This window comes from Novosphingobium sp. FSW06-99 (assembly GCF_001519065.1).
Lineage (GTDB): Bacteria > Pseudomonadota > Alphaproteobacteria > Sphingomonadales > Sphingomonadaceae > Novosphingobium.
In genome coordinates this window covers 98,392-117,261 of sequence record NZ_KQ954257.1, presented here as the reverse complement: position 1 = coordinate 117,261, position 18,870 = coordinate 98,392, and the positions used below count along the sequence as shown (strand labels likewise).

The window sequence follows — 18,870 nt, the reverse complement described above, 5'->3', positions numbered from 1 at the left end:
TTCAGCGTATTGGTGGGATGGTGGACATGATGCGAACCAGACTGCGAATCTGCCAGGCCAAAGTGCGCTATGCCGACCAGGCGAGTGCGCTGAATGTGGCGGAAAAGCGTGAATATTTGGTGCGTCCCTATCGTTGTGACCGATGTGGTGCGTGGCACCTGACCAGTCGGCGCAAGGGCAAGCGCATTCCCCGGCCCGATCGGTGATGGCACCGTTGCCCACGCAAAGCCCGTTGCCAAACGCAGCCCCTTCCGGCAGCGAGCGGGACAGACTATCCTGGTTTCCATGATTCAGGTGCTCACGATGCTCTATCTCTGGCTGAAGGCTGCCCATGTCATCTTTGTGGTGTTCTGGATGGCCGGGTTGTTCATGCTGCCCCGGTTTTTCGTGTATCATCAGGAATGTGCGCCCGGTGCGCCAGAAAACGCGCTGTGGGTGGAGCGTGAGGCGCGACTGCTGAAGATTATCCTGTGGCCATCGCTGGTGCTGGTGTGGGTGTTCGGGCTGATGCTGGCGGTCAGCGGGGGCTGGTTCACCCAGGGCTGGTTGCATGCCAAGCTGGCGGTGGTGGTGGTGCTGACCGGCTATCATGTGTGGATGGCCAGCTATGCCCGCCATCTGGCAACCGGTCAGCGCAAGCTGACGGGGCGGCAATTGCGTCTGGCCAACGAAGTGCCCGGCGTCGCGGCCGCGATCATCATCATTCTGGTGATTCTCAAACCGTTCTGAATCGTGATGCGCGCAAGCGCTAAACTGTTCTGAGCTGTCACGCGCGCAAGCGCGTTGACGCCGGCCCGGCGCGGGGATAAGGGCAAACGGCTACCCGGATTTTCCTGTGGTGGGCCCCCCGGGCCCGCACGCGGTCTGCTTTCCCCAAGCCCAATGACCGTCCGGCGCGCGCACTCCCTTGCTGGAAACTGACCATGCATCTGAAAGAATTGAAGAAAACTCCACCTGCCGCGCTGGTCGCGATGGCCGAAGAGCTTGGCGTCGAAGGCGCCAGCACGATGCGGCGTCAGGACCTGATGTTCGCCATCCTCAAGGAAATGGCCGAGGACGGCGAAGAGATTCTCGGGATCGGCACGATCGAAGTGCTGTCCGACGGTTTCGGTTTTCTGCGCAGCCCCGAAGCGAACTACCTGGCCGGGCCCGATGACATTTATGTCTCGCCCAACCAGGTTCGCAAATGGGGCCTGCGCACCGGCGATACGGTCGAAGGCGAAATTCGCGCACCCAAGGACGGCGAGCGCTATTTTGCGATCACGCGCCTGATCAAGGTCAACTTCGACGATCCCGATGCGGTGCGCCATCGCGTCAATTTCGACAACCTGACCCCGCTCTATCCCGATGAGCGGCTGCGGCTCGACGCGCTTGATCCCACGGTCAAGGACAAGTCGGCGCGGGTGATCGACCTGGTCAGCCCGCAGGGCAAGGGCCAGCGCGCGCTGATCGTGGCGCCGCCGCGTACCGGCAAGACCGTGCTGTTGCAGAACATGGCCAAGGCCATCACCGACAACCATCCCGAAGTGTTCCTGATCGTGCTGTTGATCGACGAACGCCCCGAGGAAGTCACCGATATGCAGCGCTCGGTCAAAGGCGAGGTGATCTCCTCTACCTTTGACGAACCCGCCACACGCCACGTGCAGGTGGCCGAAATGGTCATCGAAAAGGCCAAACGCCTGGTCGAGCACAAGCGCGATGTGGTTATCCTGCTCGATTCGATCACACGTCTTGGCCGGGCCTACAACACCGTGGTGCCAAGTTCGGGCAAAGTGCTGACCGGCGGTGTCGACGCCAACGCGCTGCAACGGCCCAAGCGGTTCTTCGGCGCGGCGCGCAACATCGAAGAAGGCGGGTCGCTGTCGATCATCGCCACTGCGCTGATCGACACCGGCAGCCGCATGGACGAAGTGATCTTCGAAGAGTTCAAGGGCACCGGCAACTCGGAAATCGTGCTCGACCGCAAGGTTGCGGACAAGCGCATCTTCCCCGCGCTCGACGTGGGCAAGAGCGGCACGCGCAAGGAAGAACTGCTGGTCCCGCGCGATCAACTGTCGAAGATGTGGGTGCTGCGCCGGATTCTCATGCAGATGGGCACCGTCGATGCGATGGAATTCCTGCTCGACAAGATGAAGGATTCCAAGACCAACGAAGACTTCTTCGCGACGATGAACCAGTAATTGTCTGTACAGGACAGCAAGGGGTACGACCCTTTGCTGTCCTGCACTGTAATAGGGTTCAGACCGGGCGTTCGAGTTGTGCGGCCATCAGTTCCCACACCTTGTTGATCGCCTTGAGCGGCCGCACCATCACCTTGAAATCGACAATCCGCCCTTCCAGATCAAAGCGGATAAGATCGATCCCGTTGATCGCGATACCATCGATATCGACGATGAATTCCAGCATCACTTCGGGCCCGTCGATCAGTTCCCGCACATAGCGAAAGCTGTCGTTGCCCAGCACTTTTCCGGCCGCGGTCAGATAGGCGAACACTTTCGCCTTGCCCGCCTGCGGGGTGTGCACGACCGGGGAATGAAACACCGCATCATCGGCGATCAGGTCCGCCAGCAGCGCCGGATCGTTGCTGAGCATATAGCGGTGCCAGGCGGCAAGGCCGAGTTGCATGGGTGTTCTCCTTTGCCCGGTTGCATGCGGGTGTTCCGGGCCTGCCACATTGATATGCCGCAAGCCCGGTGTCGCCTATCCCAGATTTGCCGCAAAGAAATCCCGGGTACGCTGATCGGCCAGTTTTGCGGCGGTGTCATCGCGGCGGTTGCCTGCATCGGCGGCAAACCCGTGATCGAGCCCTTCGTAATCCCACAAGGTGACCAGCGGCAGGGGATCGAGCCCGGTGTGAATCGCCGCCTGGGCCTCGGGACTGACGAAATGGTCGGCGGTGGGGATGTGCAGCGCCAGCGGATGGGTGATGTTGGCCGCTTCGTCGAGCATGGTGTCGATCATCACTCCGTAATAACCGACGGCAGCATCGACCGTGGTGCGCGTGGCCGCCATATAAGCCAGGCGACCGCCCAGGCAGAAACCGACCAGCCCGGTCCTGGCAATGCCCTGTGCCGAAGTCCAGGTGAGCGCGGAGCGAATATCCTCCACGCCCAGATCGGCGTCGTATTGCTGAAAATAGCCGAACGCTTCCTGCAACTGTTCGGGCACATCGGGATCGAGTTCGACACCCGGGGCAAAGCGCCAGAAGATGTCGGGCGCAATCGCCAGATAGCCCAGCGCGGCCCAGTCATCGACTTTGTGGCGGATGCCTGCGTTCAATCCGAAGATTTCGGGGATGACAATGATCGCGGCTTTGGCCGGGGCGGCAGGTTGCGCGACATAGGCCGGTATTTCGCCGGCGCCGCCCGTGGCGGTGATCGTGATGGAATGTCCCATGCGGTTGAACCTTTCAGAACCGGGGTTGGTCGAACACCAGATTGGCGCCCGGCGTGGACTTTGCCAAGCAGGCATGACAGTTTGGGCGATCGTGGCCTGGCTGCGGGGAGGATGTGCGATGAAAGTGAATGTCGAGGTTGAATGCTCGCCGGAAGAGGCGCGCCGGTTTCTCGGTCTGCCCGATGTGTCCACTGCCAATGCGGCCTATGTCGAAGCGGTGGTCAAGGCGATGAAGGGCGAAAGTTCGCTCGAACAGTTGAACGGCTATGTCCGCCAGCTTGCGCCGATGGGTGAAATCGGATTGAAAATGTTCCAGAATTTGATGGAGCAAGGTGCGGGTGCGGCGATGGCCGGGTTCAAGACGGGCAAGGCGAAAGGTCCTGAATGACCGTTGAGACGATTTTTGCGCTGGGGTCCGGCCAATTGCCGGCAGCGCTGGGTGTAATGCGGATCAGTGGACCGGCGGCGCGTGCGGCGGTGCAGCAGGTGGCGGGTGCGATACCCGCGCCGCGCCGCGCCAGCTTGCGGCGGTTGATCGATCCGCGTGACGGTGCGGAACTCGACCAGGCGCTGGTGCTGTGGTTTCCCGCGCCGCGCAGTGCCACCGGCGAGGACTGCGCCGAATTTCATCTCCACGGCGGCAGGGCCGTGGCGCGCGCAGTCGAGGCCGCGCTGACCGGGTTGGGCTTGCGGCTGGCCGAGCCGGGCGAATTTACCCGCCGGGCTTTTGCCAACGGTCGGCTCGATCTTGCGCAAGTCGAAGGACTGGCCGATTTGCTGTCCGCCGAGACCGAATTGCAGCGCCGCGGTGCGCAGGCGATGGCGGGCGGTGCGTTGTCACGTGCCGCGGAGGATTGGCGCACGCGCCTGCTGGGGCTTTCAGCGCGACTGGAAGCATCGCTCGATTTTGCTGATGAAGGCGATGTCGAGGGCGAGGGGCAGGGACTGCCGTCCGGATTGGTTGCGGCGTGTCATGCCCTGGCGGATGATCTGGGCCAATGGCTCGATCGGCCACGCGCAGAGCCCTTGCGCGAAGGGTTTCGCGTGGTGCTGGCCGGGCCGCCGAACGCGGGAAAATCAACCCTGTTCAACGCGCTGGTGGAAAGCGAGGCGGCAATCATTTCGGCTGAGCCGGGAACCACCCGCGATGTGCTGGTGGCGGGTGTGGCACTGGGCGGGGTGCCGTTCAGCTTTGTCGACACCGCTGGCTTGCGCGATGAAGGGGCAGGCGAGATCGAGGCGATCGGCATCGCCCGAGCGCATGCCGAGGCGGAACGCGCCGATCTGGTGCTATGGCTCGGGCCTGAAGGGGCAGGGCCGACCGACCGGCCGCTATGGGAAGTTGCGGCGCAATGCGATCGTGCCGATGGCGAGGCGAAGAGTTCGCTCGCATGGCGGGTATCGGCGCGCAGTGGTGAGGGATTGGCTGCCCTGCGCGAGGGTTTGATGGCGACGGCGCGTGCGGCGATGCCCTTGCCGGGGATGGCGGCGCTCAACCGGCGCCAGGCAGATTGCCTGGACATGGTTCGCCGTGCGCTGGGTGATGCAGCGCTTGAGCGCGATCCCTTGCTGGTTGCGGAGTGCTTGCGACTGGCGCGGCGCGGGCTCGACGCGCTGATCGGGCGCGCGGATACCGAGGCGATGCTTGACGCGCTGTTCGGTCGGTTCTGCATCGGCAAGTGATGTTCCACGTGGAACACGGCGGGTTTTGACCTGGGCGTGCGAATCCGTTAACGCGGGGGTCATGCACCAGTTCGATGTCATCGTGGTTGGCGGCGGTCATGCCGGCGTCGAGGCCGCCGCAGTTGCGGCACGCATGGGCGCGCGCACAGCACTGGTCTCGTTCGATGTGGACACGATCGGCGCGATGAGCTGCAACCCGGCGATCGGCGGATTGGGCAAAGGCCACCTGGTGCGCGAAGTCGATGCCTTTGATGGGATCATCGCACGCGCCGCCGACGCGGGCGCGATCCATTATCGCATGCTCAACCGGTCAAAAGGCAGCGCGGTGCAGGGCCCGCGGGTGCAGGCCGATCGACGGCGCTTTCGCGCTGCGGTGGCCAAGGCGATTGGCGAACAACCAAATCTGACCGTCATTGGCGGTGAGGCGGCAGGACTGCGGATCGCGGGCGAACGCGTCGCGGGCGTCGACCTTGCGGACGGAACCGCACTTGAGGCCCCGGCTGTGGTGTTGTGCACGGGCACGTTTCTGGGTGGACGGCTCTATCGTGGTGAAGAACGCATGGTGGGTGGCCGCATTGGTGAGCGCGCTGCGCATCGCCTGGCCGAGCAGTTGCGCGCGGCGGCCTTGCCGATGGCGCGGCTCAAGACGGGCACGCCGCCACGGCTCGACGGGCGGACGATCGATTGGGCGCGTCTGCCCGAACAGCCGAGCGATGCCGAACCCTGGACGATGTCACCGCTGACCACCGGGCGACCGTTGCCCCAGGTGTTTTGCGCGATTGCGCGAACCAATGCGCGCACGCACGATATCATCCGCAGCGGGCTCGATCGCTCGCCAATGTTTACCGGTGCGATCGAGGCGCAGGGCCCGCGCTATTGCCCGTCGATCGAGGACAAGATCCACCGGTTCGGCGATCGCGACGGGCACCAGATCTTTCTCGAACCCGAAGGTCTGGACGACGCCACGGTCTATCCCAACGGGGTGTCGACGTCGCTGCCGACCGATATTCAGATTGCCATGATGCGCAGCATCGAAGGGCTGGAAGCCGTTGAAGTGACCGTGCCCGGCTATGCGGTGGAATACGATCACATCGATCCACGGGCCTTGCGCAGGAGTCTGGAGGTCAAGGCTATTCCGGGGCTCTATTTCGCCGGGCAGATCAACGGCACAACAGGGTATGAAGAGGCGGCGGCGCAAGGTCTGGTTGCGGGGTTGCATGCGGCTTGCGCAGTGCTAGGTCGCGCGGCACCCGCGCTCGATCGGGCCAACAGTTATATGGCGGTGATGATCGACGATCTGACGCTGCACGGTGTCAGCGAGCCCTATCGCATGCTCACCGCCCGCGCCGAATACCGTTTGCGTCTGCGTGCAAACAACGCCAGCAGCCGGTTGACGCCACTGGCACTCGGCGTCGGATGCGTCGGACCAGAGCGCAGCGAATGGTTCGCGCTGCGCGAGGCCGAACGCGCGCGGATCGATGCGTCGCTCGCGAGCGAAGTCTCCGCTAACGCCCTGGCGGGGGCAGGTCTGGCGATCCGTGCGGATGGTGTTCGCCGCACGCTGGAGGAATGGCTGCGCTTTCCCGAAGTGACCTTGGCCGATCTTGCGCCATGGTTGGGGGATCAGCCGATCGAGCCGTTGCTGGCCGAAGAGATCGAGGAAGACGCCGGTTATGCCCCCTATCTCGCCCGCCAGGACGCCGAACTGCGCGACTTGCGCGCGAGCGATGGCGTCAAGCTGGGCGACGCGTTTCCGTTTGCCGAGGTGCCGGGGTTGTCACGTGAAATGGTTGAACGGTTGAGTTCGGCGCGGCCCGAGACACTGGCGGCGGCAGGACGTGTTACCGGGATCACCCCGGCGGCGTTGGCCAGCCTGCTCGTCCATGCGCGGCGTCATGCGGCGTGAGTAGGGTGATCGACAGCGAGCAGGGCGCACAGGATTGGTTGCGCGATATCCTGGGTGTCGATGCGGCGGCGATGGACCGGCTTGAGAGGCTGGCGGCGTTGTTGGTCGTGGAAAACAGGCAGCAAAATCTGGTGTCGCGCGCCAGCCTGGAGCATGTCTGGCAACGCCATATCGTCGACAGCGCGCAGCTCCTGCATGTTTCACGTGAAACATCGGGAGTGGGGACCTGGCTCGATCTGGGCACGGGAGCGGGCTTTCCGGGTCTGGTCGTCGCCGCGTTGCAACCTGAAAGACCGGTCACGCTGGTCGATTCGCGGCGTTTGCGCACCGAATGGCTGGCGCGCGCGGCTGCCACGCTGGGCTTGCCGCGCGTGGACGTAGTCCTCGCGCGGGTAGAGGATCTGCCATCGCGTGCCCATGCGGTGATATCCGCGCGCGCCTTTGCACCACTCGCGCGCTTGCTGGAACTATCCGCACGTTTTTCCACACCGCAGACACTTTGGTTGTTGCCGAAAGGGGCCAAGGCCCGGCATGAACTGCAAGAGCTTGGCGAAGGGTGGCGACACACGTTCCACGTGGAACAATCGCTGACCGATTCGGCAGCCGGCGTACTGGTCGGGCATTTGCTCGGCGCACCACACCAAAGAGGCGCGCGACCATGATCACGATTGCGATTGCCAATCAGAAGGGCGGTGTGGGCAAGACCACCACCGCCATCAATGTCGCCACGGCCCTGGCCGCGACGGGTTCGAAAGTGCTGTTGATCGATCTTGATCCGCAGGGCAATGCCTCGACCGGGCTGGGCATCGGCACGGCCGAGCGTGAACGCTCGTCCTATGACCTGGTCATCGACCAGACGCCGGTGGGCGAATGCGCGATGCCGACCCGCATCCCCGGTTTGCACCTGGTGCCCGCTACGGTCGATCTGTCGGGTGCCGAAGTCGAACTGGTCAGTGTCGATAACCGCACTGATCGGTTGCGCCGCGCGCTGGCGCATGAGGCAGGGTATGATATTTGTCTGATCGATTGTCCGCCCTCGCTTGGCCTGCTGACGCTCAACGCCTTGACGGCGGCCGATACTTTGCTGGTGCCGTTGCAATGCGAATTCTTCGCGCTCGAAGGGTTGAGCCAGTTGTTGCAGACGGTCGAACGGGTGCAGGAACGCTTCAATGCCGATCTCGGGATTCTGGGGGTCGTGCTGACGATGTATGACCGGCGCAACCGCCTGACCGACCAGGTGTCCGATGATGTGCGCTCATGCCTGAATGAACTGGTGTTCGAAGCGGTGATCCCGCGCAACGTTCGCCTGTCAGAAGCGCCCAGCCATGGCTTGCCGGCATTGATCTATGATCATGCCTGTGCCGGGTCGCAGGCCTATATGAAACTCGCGCGCGAAATCATTGCGCGCCTGCCCCAACAGAGGAAAGCTGCATGAGCGGTGATGCGCCCACCACGACCGAAACCGCCGCAAAGGTGCCGACGCCGCGCCGTGCTGCGCTCGGTCGCGGGCTTGGCGCCTTACTGGGCGAAACCCGCCGCGAAGAAGCCGTGGTGCGTCAGCCCGGCGAAGCGGCCGCCGCGCAAGGCGAAGCCACCGTTGTTGTCGGGCGCGCCGATGGCGGGCTGATGCTGTTGCCGGTGTCGCAGATCGAGCCCCACCCCGATCAGCCGCGCCGCCATTTCGACGAAACGGCGCTGAACGAACTCGCCGCCTCGATCGCGGCGCGTGGGGTGATTCAGCCGGTGGTGGTGCGCCCGCTGGGCGGCAACCGCTATCAACTGGTCGCGGGCGAACGCCGCTGGCGCGCGTCGCAGCGTGCGCGGGTGCACGAGATTCCCGCCATCGTGCGTCAACTCGATGATCGCGAAGTGACCGCACTGGCACTGATCGAAAACCTTCAGCGCGAAGATCTGAACCCGGTCGAAGAAGCGCGTGCCTATCAAAAACTGGCCGAGCGCGATGGACTGACCCAGCAGGACATTGCCACTTTCGTCGACAAGTCGCGCAGCCATGTCGCCAATATCATGCGGCTGCTCGGATTGCCTGAAGACGTGCTGGGCATGATCGAACGCGACGAACTGTCGATGGGCCACGCGCGCGCGCTGGCCACGCTGCCCGACCCGGCCGCCGCTGCGCGCGAAGTGATCGCCAAGGGCCTGTCGGTGCGCGAGGCGGAAAAGCTGGCCAAGCGAATTGGCCGCCCCGACAGCCCCGGTCCGCGCCGCGCGCGTGCCGAACGCGGGCCGGGCGAATCCGCCGACATTGCTGCGGTTCAGGCGCATCTTGAGGAATTCCTCGGGCTGAAAGTGACGATCAACGCCGATGCCGATCCGCGCACCGGGGCGGTGACGATCCGCTACAAGACGCTCGACCAGCTCGATCTGATCTGCCAGCGGCTGACCGGGGGCGAGATCTGACCTGTCTTTGCGGGCAGTACCTTAATCGATCGATTAATTTTGATTGACCGCACTCTCCGGGCTGGTTTACCCAAGGGCAAACATGTCAAGAACCGGAGAGCCTGCCCATGTCGCTCGATCTCATTCCCCGTTCCGCCTACAACGAAGACCACGAGGCGTTTCGCCACACGGTCCGCCGCTTCCTGCAAGACGAAATCGAGCCCAACGGCGCAAAATGGGCCGAAGAGGGGATCGTGCCCAAGGCGATCTGGCCCAAAGCCGGGGAACTGGGCATGCTGTGCCCGACGGTGCCCGAGGAATACGGCGGGCTTGGCCTTGATTTCGGCTATAACGCGATCGTCGATGAGGAAAGTGCCTATTACGGGCGTGTCGCCACCGGCTTTTCGCTGCAATCGGATATCGTCGTCAACTATCTGGTGACGTATGGTTCCGAAGAGCAAAAGCGCCACTGGCTGCCCAAGATGGTGTCTGGCGAAGTGGTCACCGCGATTGCCATGACTGAGCCGGGCACCGGCTCCGACCTTCAGGGCATGCGCACGACGGCCAAGAAGGACGGGAACCATTATGTGATCAACGGGTCAAAGACCTATATCACCAATGGCCAGAATGCCGATCTGATCCTGGTCTGCTGCAAGACCGACACCGAAGTGCAACCCGCGTGGAAGGGCGTGTCGATCGTGCTGGTCGAAGCCAATCGCGAGGGGTTCCAGCGCGGGCGAAATCTCGACAAGATTGGCCAGGACGAAGCCGACACGTCGGAACTGTTCTTCAACGACGTGCGTGTGCCGATCACCAATTGCCTGGGCGAAGAGGGCAAGGGCTTCATCTATCTGATGAGCGAATTGCCGCAGGAACGCCTGTCGATCGCGGTCAGCGCGCAGGCCTCGGCACAGCGGGCGTTCGACGATACCGTCACCTTTACCCGCGACCGCAAGGCGTTCGGCAAGCCGGTGCTTGATTTTCAGAACACCCGTTTCACGCTCGCCGATCTCAAGGCCAAGCTGCAAGTGGGCTGGGCCCATCTGGACTGGGCGCTGGCGCGGCATCTGAAGCGCGAACTGACCCCGGAGGAAGGCGCGGCGGCCAAGCTGTGGCACACCGAACTGCAATGGGAAGTGATGGACAAGTGCCTGCAACTGCACGGCGGCGCGGGCTATATGAACGAATATGCGATTGCCCGTGCCTGGCGCGGCGCGCGCGTCACGCGCATTTTTGGCGGCACCAATGAAATCATGAAAGAACTGATTGGCCGCAAGCTTTGATCGATGTGCTTTGATCGATGTCTGGGGCGGGGGTGACAGGCCCCCGCCTCAATCCAGCAGCAAGGGTCGGCGCCAGCCATCATCCTCGACGATCGTGCGGATGGTGATCAGCGTCTTGAAGGCATAGACGCCCTGGTCTTCGCCCAGCGCGCGCCGGGTAAAGCGGTCATATTCCTGCATCGACCCGACTTGCACTTTCAGCACAAAATCATCGTCGCCGGTCACGTCCCACGCCGCCGTCACTTCGCGATGCTGGGCGATGGCCCGCGCAAAGGTATCCATCGACCGCGCCCCGGCCTGCTTCATCTTGACCAGCACGTGCATCGTCAGTGCCGATCCCGTCAGCGCGGGATCGATCACCGCACGGTCGGCCACGATCACCCCTTCTTCGCGCAAGCGGCGCAGCCGGCGCAGCACCGCCGACACCGACAGTCCGACTTTGTCGGCCAGGATGCGGGCGGGTTGCTGGTTGTCGCGACGCGCTTCTTCGATCAGGCGGCGGTCAAATTCGTCAAGATCGATCCTTTTTCGCATATTGCGGAATATAACGCGAAAAATGGTCGCAGATATACCCAAATTCGGCGCCATTGGTCCGGCAACACGGGTTAATTACCGCTGCATACATATCGCGAGGGCGCTACCCAGCGCCCCGACAGGAGAATCATGATGACCCGCATCCCGCGCTCGGCCGGATTTCCGGCCCGCCTGCTTGTGCTTGCCCGCGAAGCGTTTGAGGCAAGCGTCGCAATCCATTACGATGCCCCGTGGAAGCATTCCGCACCCACGCGCAACCTGCCCGCCGATCGCGCAGCCTGAGACCAGACCTGGTGACACCTTCGCAAAGCCACTCCCGCACGGCGAGGATCATTCCCTATGCCGCGCTGCTGGCTGCGATGATGCTGTTCATTGGCGGCACGTCATTTGCCAAACGCCTGTTCGGCGATGTTGGCGCCGAGGGCACGGCATTCTACCGCGCCGGATTTTCCGCCATCGTGCTCGTGGCGATGTGGCGGCCGTGGCGCCGGGCGTGGGCGCGTCGTGAATTGATGGACATGGCGCTCTACGGGGTGTCGCTCGGGGCGATGAACCTGTCATTCTACAAGGCGCTGGCGACTTTGCCGTTGGGGCCGGCGATGGCGATCGAATTCCTCGGTCCCTTGTCGGTGGCCACACTTCATTCGCGGCGCATGGTGCATTTCGTGTGGATTGCCCTGGCAGTCGTCGGGCTGGGCCTGTTGCTGCCGATCACCGGGTCGGCGCATGCGCTCGATGCCAAGGGGGTTGCCTTCGCCTTGCTCGCGGCGCTGTTCTGGGCGCTGTACATCGTGTTTGGTCAGCGTGGCAGTCATGTCCACGCGGGGCAGGCGGTGGCCGTGGGAATGGCCACGGCGGCGCTGGTGATTGCCCCGTTTGGTATCGCGCGCGCGGGGCTGCGGCTGCTCGATCCCCGGCTGATGGGGCTTGGGCTGATCGCGGCGATGGTGTCGGGGGCCTTGCCCTATTCGCTCGAACGCATTGCGTTGCGCGGGATTGCGCGCCGCACCTTTGGCGTGCTGGTCGCGGTGGAACCGGCGGTGGGGGCCCTTGGCGGCATGGTGCTGCTGAATGAAGTGCTCAGCGCCCGGCAATGGCTGGCGATCGCCTGCGTGATTGGCGCCGGGGCCGGTTCCGTGCTGTGGAGCGGTGGGGAGGATACTGCGCGCGCCGTCCCCGACGATTCTCTCTAACTGCCAGTATAGACCCGCTTTTCCTTGCGGCGCGGCCTGGTCCAGACCACGTGGCGGTGCTTTTCGATGATATAAGTGGTGGTCACCGTTTTCGTTTCCACACAAGGCTGCTGCTGCGGCGCGGTGGTGATCACCGGCACCATCACATAGCCGACCGGGGCATAGGCCATGGCGGGGTAGGGCATCGGCCCGACCGGCGCCGGGGGATAAGGCTGTGCCCCGGCGGGATAGCCCTGTGCAAATTCGGGGTGATCGTGGAAGAACACCGCGCAATCATGCTCGCGCCGGTGACGGTCTTCGCGATCATCATGGCACCGTTCGGCCAGGCGCATCAGCGCGGGATCGCCACCGGGCATCGGCGCGCCCGGCGTGATGCCGGGGCCGGGAATCCATTGCCCGTTCCATTGGCCATTCTGCCACACGCCCTGCCACACCCACCCCGGTGGCACCGCGCTGCCGGCCGGTGCATCGGCCTGCGCCACGCCGCCCAGCGCGCACGATGATAGCGCAATCAGCGCCAGACGAGTCCACATTGCAAACGATGGCATCGACAAATCCCCGGCCAAAGGCGCGCCTGCGCAAGCCGCAGGGCACCCGTTAACCCGGAATTTACCATTCAAACCGGCCAGTCCCAAGCGACCAACCGCCGCTGTCCCGTTTCGGCGCAGATTTTCAGATATGCGCGGCGATCGCCTGCGCCAGCGCCTCGATCCCCCGGGCGTCTGCTGCATCGAAGCGCGCGGGCAGAGGGCTGTCGAGATCGATCACCGCGATCACCACGCCTTCGCGCATCACCGGCACGACCAGTTCCGAACGGCTGTCGGCGTCGCAAGCGATATGGCCCGGAAACGCGTGGACATCGGCAACCACTTGCGTGGTGCGGGTGGCGGCGGCGGTACCGCAGACCCCGCTGCCCAGCGCGATGCGGATGCAGGCCGGTTTGCCGATGAATGGCCCCAGCACCAGTTCGTCGGGGGTGCCGGGGACCAGGCGGTAAAACCCGGCCCAGTTCAGATCGGGCATAAAAGTCCAGATCAGCGCGGCCAGGTTGGCCATATTGGCGATGCCATCGGGCTCGCCATCGATCAGCGCGCGGGCACTGCCGACCAGTTCGCGATAGAGTTCGGGTTTGTCGAGCGGCGCTGTGGGGGAAAAGTCAAACATGACAGCGACCCATAAGCCAATCATGCGGCGATGACCATTGCGGGATCGCGTGGCGCGGCCTAGATTTGCCGCCATGAACACCTTCAAAAAGACACTCGTTGGCCTCGGTGCCGTGGTGCTGGTGGCGGGCGGCGGGATCGTCTGGCTGATGCAGGGCGATCAGGCGCAAGTGCCTTTGGCCGAAACCACCGGTCCGCATCCAAAGATAACCGATCCCCGGCCGCAGACGTTTCCGACCATCGGCATTGCCAAACCGGTGGGCTGGCAGGCGGGCGAATCACCCGTGGCCGCGCCGGGGCTGGCGGTGTCGCGCTTTGCCGATGGCTTGCAGCATCCGCGCACGCTCTATCTGCTGCCCAATGGCGATGTGCTGGCCGCGCAGACCAATGCCCCGGCCGATCGCGGGCAACACGGGATAAGCGGATTTGTCGCCAAATGGTTGTTCAGCGCCGCCGGCGCGGGCGAAGCCTCGCCCAATTCGATTGTGGTGCTGCGCGACAGCAAGGGCACCGGGCACGCCGATCAACGGTTCGTGATGACCAATCCGGGGCTCAATTCGCCGTTCGGCATGGTCTGGCGCGCCGGGCGGCTCTATGTCGCCAACACCGATGCGGTGGTGTCGTGGCCGTTTCAGCCCGGCCAGACCAGTCTGGTGGGCAAGCCGGAAAAGCTGATGGACTTGCCGGGCGGGGGCAACCACTGGGCGCGCAACCTGCTGCTCAGCGCCGATGGCAACCGGCTCTATGTCTCGATCGGGTCGGCCACCAACATTGCCGACGATGGCATGGCACGCGAAGCCGGTCGTGCGGCGATTGACGAATATGATTTCACCAAGCATTCGTCGCGCGAATTTGCCGGTGGCATGCGCAATCCCAATGGCATGGACTGGAACCCGCGCACCGGCGAATTGTGGACCGTGGTCAACGAACGCGACATGCTGGGATCGGACCTCGTGCCCGATTACCTGACCTCGGTGCCGCTGGGCGCGCAATATGGCTGGCCGTGGCTCTACTGGAAGAAATTTGGCGACTGGCGCGTGCAGTCGCAGATGCCGCAGGACATGGTAGATTATGTCAAAAAGCCCGAATATGGCCTGGGTGTCCATGTCGCGCCGCTGGGGCTGACGTTTGCGCGCGGTGGCAACTTGCTGGGGCCGCGTTTTTCGAGCGGGGCGCTGGTCGCCCGCCATGGGTCGTGGAACCGCAAACCGCTGGCCGGATATGACGTGGTGTTCGTGCCGTTCGACGATTTCGGCAATGTGTCGCCCACCACACCGGTGCCGGTGCTGACCGGGTTTCTCGACAAGCAGGATCGCGCGCATGGCCGGCCGGTGTGGGTCACCTTTGCCCGTGATGGCGCGCTGCTGGTCAGCGACGACGTTGGCGGGGTGATCTGGCGCGTGGTTGCGCCGGGCGCAAAGCCGGCGCCCGCAATCGTGGCCATGCCCACGCACGAGGCGCCGCCCGAACCCAAGATGCCCGACCATTTCACCGTCAAGCGCGATGACACTTCGGACCTGACCAAACAGCAATAACGCGCACCACGCCGCAAAGGACCGGGGCTTGAAATTTGCAGCGCTGACCGATCGCATCCGCAGCACGGGATCGCGCGCATGGGATCTGCATTACGAGGCGGTGCGGCGGATGGCGGCGGGCGAAGCCGCGCCCGATGCCTATCTGCTGCTGTCGGTCGGTGATTCCGACTTCGACACGCCGCGCGTGATCACCGATGCGGCGATTGCCAGCCTGAATGCCGGGCATACGCATTATACCGAGATGTCGGGCACCACCGCGCTGCGCCGTCTGCTGGCCGACGAGTATGCGGCCAGGATCGGGGCGCCGGTGCTGCCCGATCAGGTGACGGTGCTGGCCGGGGCGCAAAACGCGCTGTTTGCCACGTGTCTGACGCTGCTGGATCCGGGTGATGAAGTGGTGATCTTCGACCCGGTCTATGTCACCTATCGTGACACGCTGGGGGTCTGCGGGGCACAGCCGGTGGTCGTGCCGACACGGTCGGAAGATGACTTTCTGCCGTGTCCCGATGCGATTGCCGCCGCGATCACGCCTCGCACGCGTGCAATTCTGGTCAACGATCCCAACAATCCGACCGGCGCGGTGATCCCCGAGGCGATCTGGCGCGCCATTGCCGAAATCGCCATCGCGCACGATCTGTGGGTGATCGTGGATGAAGTCTATCGCGCGCTGCATTACCCTGGCCATCCCGTGCCGTTTACGCTGGCATCGCTGCCCGGCATGGCCGAACGTACCGTGGTGGTCAGCAGCCTGTCGAAATCGCACGCGATGAGCGGGTGGCGGCTGGGCTGGTCGATCGGTCCGGCGGCATTCGGCGCGCATGCGGCCAGGCTCAATATTGTCATGCTCTATGGTGGGCCCGAATTCATCCAGGATGCCGCGTGCACCGCGCTGCGCGAAGGGACCCGGTTTGCGGCGGACATGGCGCGCGCCTATGCCGATCGCGCCGATGTGGTGATCGCCACCTTGCACCGGACCGCGGCCTTGCGCGCGATCATCCCCCGCGCCGGAATGTTCGTGATGGTCGATATCCGCCCGTGCGGGATCACCGCCGGGGACTTTGCCGCGCGGCTGTTCGAACAGACCGGCATTGTCGTGCTGGCGGGCGAGGCGTTTGGCGATCAGGCGGCTGGGCACATCCGCATCGGGTTGGTCCACGATAAGGATGTGCTGCAGGCCGCGTGTGAGCGGATCGGCGGGTTTGCACTATCCTTGCAGTGCACGCCCGGCGCGCCCGGCCAGTTCGGTGACATAGTGCCAGGCAACGCGGCCTGATCGCGCGCCACGCCGTTTGGACCATTCGAGTGCATCGGCGGGATCGAAATCCAGCGCGTAATGCGCGGCATAGCCGGTGATGATCGCCAGATAATCGTCCTGCGAACAGGCGTGAAAGCCAAGGCTCAGCCCGAACCGGTCAGCCAATGCCAACTGGTCATCGACCGCATCGCGTGGATTGATCGGATCGTCCTGTTCGCGCATGTGGCGTTCGACAATCGCGCGGCGGTTCGACGTGACGGCCAGCCGCACATTGGCGGGCCGCGCCTCAACCCCGCCTTCGAGCCAGGAGCGCAGCTTGCGCGGGCCTTCGCTGTCGCCGTCGTCAAACCCAAGGTCGTCGATGAACACCAGATAGTTGCGATCGATCCCGCGCAGCGTAGCGAACAGCGTGGCCAGCCCGGCATCGGCAACTGCCTGTACCAACGCGATCCGGCCCGGATGCGCGGTGGCGGCCGCGGCCACGGCGGCGCGCGTCAGTGCCGATTTGCCCATGCCGCGCGATCCCCACAGCAGCATGTCATGCGCCGAGGCCCCGGCGGCCAGACGTTCGACATTGCCCACCACGGCGGCCTTTTGCGCATCGACACCCTTGATCAGGTCAAGCGCCGGGGCCTGCAAGACCGGCACGGCATGGGCCTGTGTGCCCTGCCAGACATAGGCGGGGTGCAACAGCCAGTCGGTCGGCACCGGGACAGGCGGGGCAATGCGGTCGAGTGCGTCGGCGATCCGGCGCAAGACATCGTTGGAATCGGTCATGATCGTGCGTCAGCCCACCAGCGCCGCGGTGTCGAGTTCATAGATCAGACCCGCCCCGGCCATCGCGGCGGCGCCCAGCCCGCGTGCCTCGGGCGCGATCGTGCGGTTGAAAAAGCGCGTGATGGCGGCCTTTTCCTCCGACCCGGTGGCGTGGACCTGACGCACCAGTTGCCACCCGGCCACCGCCACCGCGCACATCGTGGTGAACGGCACCGATCCGGCCAGCTTGTCGTCCAGACTGGCATCGCCGCTGGCCATCCAGCTTGCCACCGCCTGCGCATCGCGGACCAGCGCGGCAAGTTCGGGGCTTTCCGCGCAATCGGCCAGAATATCGCTCAACAGCGCCTGGACCACCGCGCCGTTTTCGAGGCCGAGCTTGCGGGTGACGAAATCGGCGGCCTGGATGCCGTTGGTGCCTTCATAGATCGGGGCGATCCGCGCATCGCGATAGAACTGCGCCGCGCCGGTTTCCTCGATGAAGCCCATGCCGCCGTGGATCTGGATGCCAAGGCTGGCCACTTCGCACCCGACATCGGTGCCCCACGCCTTGAGCAGCGGCACCAGCGCTTCGGCACGGGCCTGTGCCGCACCATCGCCCAGCGTGCCGCGATCCACTTGCCCGGCGGTGTAATAGAGCAGGGCGCGTGCCGCTTCGGTCATGGCGCGCATGCGCAGCAGCATGCGGCGCACGTCGGGATGTTCGACAATTGCCACCGGGGTCTTGTCGGTGCTGCTGGCGCGGGCGGACTGTATGCGGTCGCGCGCATAGGCGCGCGCCTGTTGCAGCGCAGCTTCGGCAATCTGCACGCCCTGGCTGCCGACATTGATGCGCGCCGAATTCATCATCGTGAACATCGCGCGCAGGCCCCCGCCAACCGGCCCGATCAGCTCGCCCACGCAGGCATCGTTGTCGCCAAACACCATGACGCACGTCGGCGAGGCATTGATCCCCAGCTTGTGTTCGATCGAGGCGCAGCGCACGTCGTTGCGCGCGCCGGGGGTGCCATCGGCGCCGACATGGAATTTGGGTACGATGAACAGCGAGATGCCGCGCGAACCCGCAGGCGCGCCGGGGGTGCGCGCCAGCACGAGGTGGATGATATTGTCGGCCAGATCGTGTTCGCCCCAGGTGATGAAGATCTTGGTGCCCTTGATCAGGTATTTGCCGGCGTGCTCGCCCGCCTCGATCGGGGTGGCGGCGGTACGCAGCGCGCCGACGTCAGACCCGGCCTGCGGCTCGGTCAGGTTCATCGTGCCCGACCATTCGCCCGACACCAGCTTGGCCAGATACGTCGCCTTCTGCGCTTCGCTGCCGTGGTGATCGATTGCCTCGATCGCGCCCACGGTCAGCATCGGCAACAGGGTAAAGCCCATGTTGGCGGCGCCCAGCGTTTCGAGCACACTCGTCGCCAGCGTGAACGGCAGTCCCTGCCCGCCATGCGCAACCGGACCGGCCACGCTGTTCCAGCCCTGTTCGACAAAGCTGCGATAGGCCTGGGCAAAGCCGTCGGGCAAATGCACCTGGCCCTTGTCCCAATGCGCACCCTGCGTATCGCCGGTGCGGTTGAGCGGCGCCCAGTCGCCTGCGGCAAACTGGCCGATGCCCTCGACAATCGCCTCGACCAGATCGGGTGTGGCGGCGGCAAATCGTTCGCTCTGTGCCAGCACATCGATCCCGGCATTGACCCGGATGGCAAGAACCTGATCGGCGGTGGGAGCGGCAAAAGTCATCGTGCAGTTTTCCTTGG

Annotated in this window: 21 protein-coding genes; 14 read left to right on the top strand and 7 right to left on the bottom strand. The window is 64.4% G+C overall.

All coding sequences use genetic code 11. The features are described 5' to 3' along the window. The first annotated feature begins 26 nt into the window (after positions 1 to 26). The 3 genes from AQZ49_RS13080 to rho all read left to right on the top strand — a co-directional run bounded on the left by AQZ49_RS13080 (position 27) and on the right by rho (position 2,180). Positions 27 to 206 (top strand): hypothetical protein, encoded by a 180-nt coding sequence (locus AQZ49_RS13080; protein ID WP_067616648.1) that lies wholly within the window; start codon positions 27 to 29, stop codon positions 204 to 206. A 79-nt stretch (positions 207 to 285) separates the two neighbouring features. Continuing rightward, on the top strand, positions 286 to 729 hold the full coding sequence (locus tag AQZ49_RS13075; protein WP_067616338.1) for a CopD family protein: 444 nt from the start codon (positions 286 to 288) through the stop codon (positions 727 to 729). A 194-nt stretch (positions 730 to 923) separates the two neighbouring features. Further along, complete coding sequence (gene rho, locus AQZ49_RS13070; RefSeq protein WP_067616336.1) at positions 924 to 2,180, top strand: transcription termination factor Rho; 1,257 nt, start codon at positions 924 to 926, stop codon at positions 2,178 to 2,180. A gap of 58 nt (positions 2,181 to 2,238) precedes the next feature. Here the strand turns inward: rho and AQZ49_RS13065 are convergent, their stop codons facing one another. Next, positions 2,239 to 2,625, bottom strand: coding sequence for a nuclear transport factor 2 family protein (locus AQZ49_RS13065; RefSeq protein WP_067616333.1), 387 nt, complete (start codon positions 2,623 to 2,625; stop codon positions 2,239 to 2,241). Positions 2,626 to 2,700: 75 nt separating this feature from the next. After that, positions 2,701 to 3,396, bottom strand: a complete 696-nt coding sequence (locus AQZ49_RS13060; RefSeq protein ID WP_067616330.1) for a dienelactone hydrolase family protein — start codon at positions 3,394 to 3,396, stop codon at positions 2,701 to 2,703. On the opposite strand from AQZ49_RS13060, the gene AQZ49_RS23005 reads away from it, so the two are divergent. From AQZ49_RS23005 to AQZ49_RS13025, 7 genes are all read left to right on the top strand, one after another. Then, the gene (locus AQZ49_RS23005; protein WP_369819126.1) at positions 3,368 to 3,784 is read left to right on the top strand and encodes a DUF6489 family protein; all 417 of its coding nucleotides are present in this window, start codon (positions 3,368 to 3,370) and stop codon (positions 3,782 to 3,784) included. The two genes, AQZ49_RS13060 and AQZ49_RS23005, sit on opposite strands and share 29 nt — an antisense overlap. Beyond that, complete coding sequence (gene mnmE / locus AQZ49_RS13050; RefSeq protein WP_067616328.1) at positions 3,781 to 5,079, top strand: tRNA uridine-5-carboxymethylaminomethyl(34) synthesis GTPase MnmE; 1,299 nt, start codon at positions 3,781 to 3,783, stop codon at positions 5,077 to 5,079. The genes AQZ49_RS23005 and mnmE overlap by 4 nt, the downstream gene beginning before the upstream one ends. 61 nt (positions 5,080 to 5,140) lie before the next feature. Continuing rightward, entirely contained in the window at positions 5,141 to 6,985 is a 1,845-nt protein-coding gene (mnmG, locus tag AQZ49_RS13045) for a tRNA uridine-5-carboxymethylaminomethyl(34) synthesis enzyme MnmG (protein WP_067616326.1), read from the top strand. A gap of 5 nt (positions 6,986 to 6,990) precedes the next feature. Further along, positions 6,991 to 7,647, top strand: a complete 657-nt coding sequence (rsmG, locus tag AQZ49_RS13040) for a 16S rRNA (guanine(527)-N(7))-methyltransferase RsmG (protein WP_231739233.1) — start codon at positions 6,991 to 6,993, stop codon at positions 7,645 to 7,647. Next, on the top strand, positions 7,644 to 8,420 hold the full coding sequence (locus tag AQZ49_RS13035; RefSeq protein WP_067616322.1) for a ParA family protein: 777 nt from the start codon (positions 7,644 to 7,646) through the stop codon (positions 8,418 to 8,420). Before rsmG ends, AQZ49_RS13035 begins: the two co-directional genes overlap by 4 nt. Beyond that, positions 8,417 to 9,403 (top strand): ParB/RepB/Spo0J family partition protein, encoded by a 987-nt coding sequence (locus AQZ49_RS13030; RefSeq protein WP_067616320.1) that lies wholly within the window; start codon positions 8,417 to 8,419, stop codon positions 9,401 to 9,403. The genes AQZ49_RS13035 and AQZ49_RS13030 overlap by 4 nt, the downstream gene beginning before the upstream one ends. A gap of 107 nt (positions 9,404 to 9,510) precedes the next feature. Beyond that, positions 9,511 to 10,665, top strand: coding sequence for an acyl-CoA dehydrogenase family protein (locus tag AQZ49_RS13025; RefSeq protein ID WP_067616318.1), 1,155 nt, complete (start codon positions 9,511 to 9,513; stop codon positions 10,663 to 10,665). Positions 10,666 to 10,713: 48 nt separating this feature from the next. Here the strand turns inward: AQZ49_RS13025 and AQZ49_RS13020 are convergent, their stop codons facing one another. After that, on the bottom strand, positions 10,714 to 11,199 hold the full coding sequence (locus AQZ49_RS13020; protein WP_067616316.1) for an Lrp/AsnC family transcriptional regulator: 486 nt from the start codon (positions 11,197 to 11,199) through the stop codon (positions 10,714 to 10,716). Between the two features lie 129 nt (positions 11,200 to 11,328). Here AQZ49_RS13020 and AQZ49_RS22315 point away from each other — a divergent pair, with 129 nt between their 5' ends. Then, a complete protein-coding gene (locus AQZ49_RS22315; protein WP_156428294.1) occupies positions 11,329 to 11,481 on the top strand; it encodes a hypothetical protein in 153 nt (50 codons plus the stop codon). An 11-nt stretch (positions 11,482 to 11,492) separates the two neighbouring features. Beyond that, complete coding sequence (locus tag AQZ49_RS13015) at positions 11,493 to 12,392, top strand: EamA family transporter (protein ID WP_231739219.1); 900 nt, start codon at positions 11,493 to 11,495, stop codon at positions 12,390 to 12,392. Here the strand turns inward: AQZ49_RS13015 and AQZ49_RS13010 are convergent. Together AQZ49_RS13010 and AQZ49_RS13005 are read right to left on the bottom strand one after the other, a co-directional pair. Further along, positions 12,389 to 12,940, bottom strand: coding sequence for a hypothetical protein (locus AQZ49_RS13010; RefSeq protein ID WP_067616314.1), 552 nt, complete (start codon positions 12,938 to 12,940; stop codon positions 12,389 to 12,391). The two genes, AQZ49_RS13015 and AQZ49_RS13010, sit on opposite strands and share 4 nt — an antisense overlap. 124 nt (positions 12,941 to 13,064) lie before the next feature. After that, positions 13,065 to 13,556: a GAF domain-containing protein gene (locus tag AQZ49_RS13005; RefSeq protein WP_067616312.1), complete on the bottom strand. Its 492-nt coding sequence runs from the start codon at positions 13,554 to 13,556 to the stop codon at positions 13,065 to 13,067. Positions 13,557 to 13,629: 73 nt separating this feature from the next. Here AQZ49_RS13005 and AQZ49_RS13000 point away from each other — a divergent pair, with 73 nt between their 5' ends. Further along, the gene (locus AQZ49_RS13000; protein ID WP_156428293.1) at positions 13,630 to 15,090 is read left to right on the top strand and encodes a PQQ-dependent sugar dehydrogenase; all 1,461 of its coding nucleotides are present in this window, start codon (positions 13,630 to 13,632) and stop codon (positions 15,088 to 15,090) included. Positions 15,091 to 15,118: 28 nt separating this feature from the next. Then, complete coding sequence (locus AQZ49_RS12995; protein ID WP_067616310.1) at positions 15,119 to 16,363, top strand: pyridoxal phosphate-dependent aminotransferase; 1,245 nt, start codon at positions 15,119 to 15,121, stop codon at positions 16,361 to 16,363. Here the strand turns inward: AQZ49_RS12995 and AQZ49_RS12990 are convergent. Beyond that, on the bottom strand, positions 16,295 to 17,122 hold the full coding sequence (locus AQZ49_RS12990) for a DUF815 domain-containing protein (protein ID WP_067616308.1): 828 nt from the start codon (positions 17,120 to 17,122) through the stop codon (positions 16,295 to 16,297). The genes AQZ49_RS12995 and AQZ49_RS12990 overlap by 69 nt on opposite strands. 9 nt (positions 17,123 to 17,131) lie before the next feature. Further along, a complete protein-coding gene (locus tag AQZ49_RS12985; RefSeq protein WP_067616307.1) occupies positions 17,132 to 18,853 on the bottom strand; it encodes an acyl-CoA dehydrogenase family protein in 1,722 nt (573 codons plus the stop codon). Positions 18,854 to 18,870: the final 17 nt, after the last annotated feature.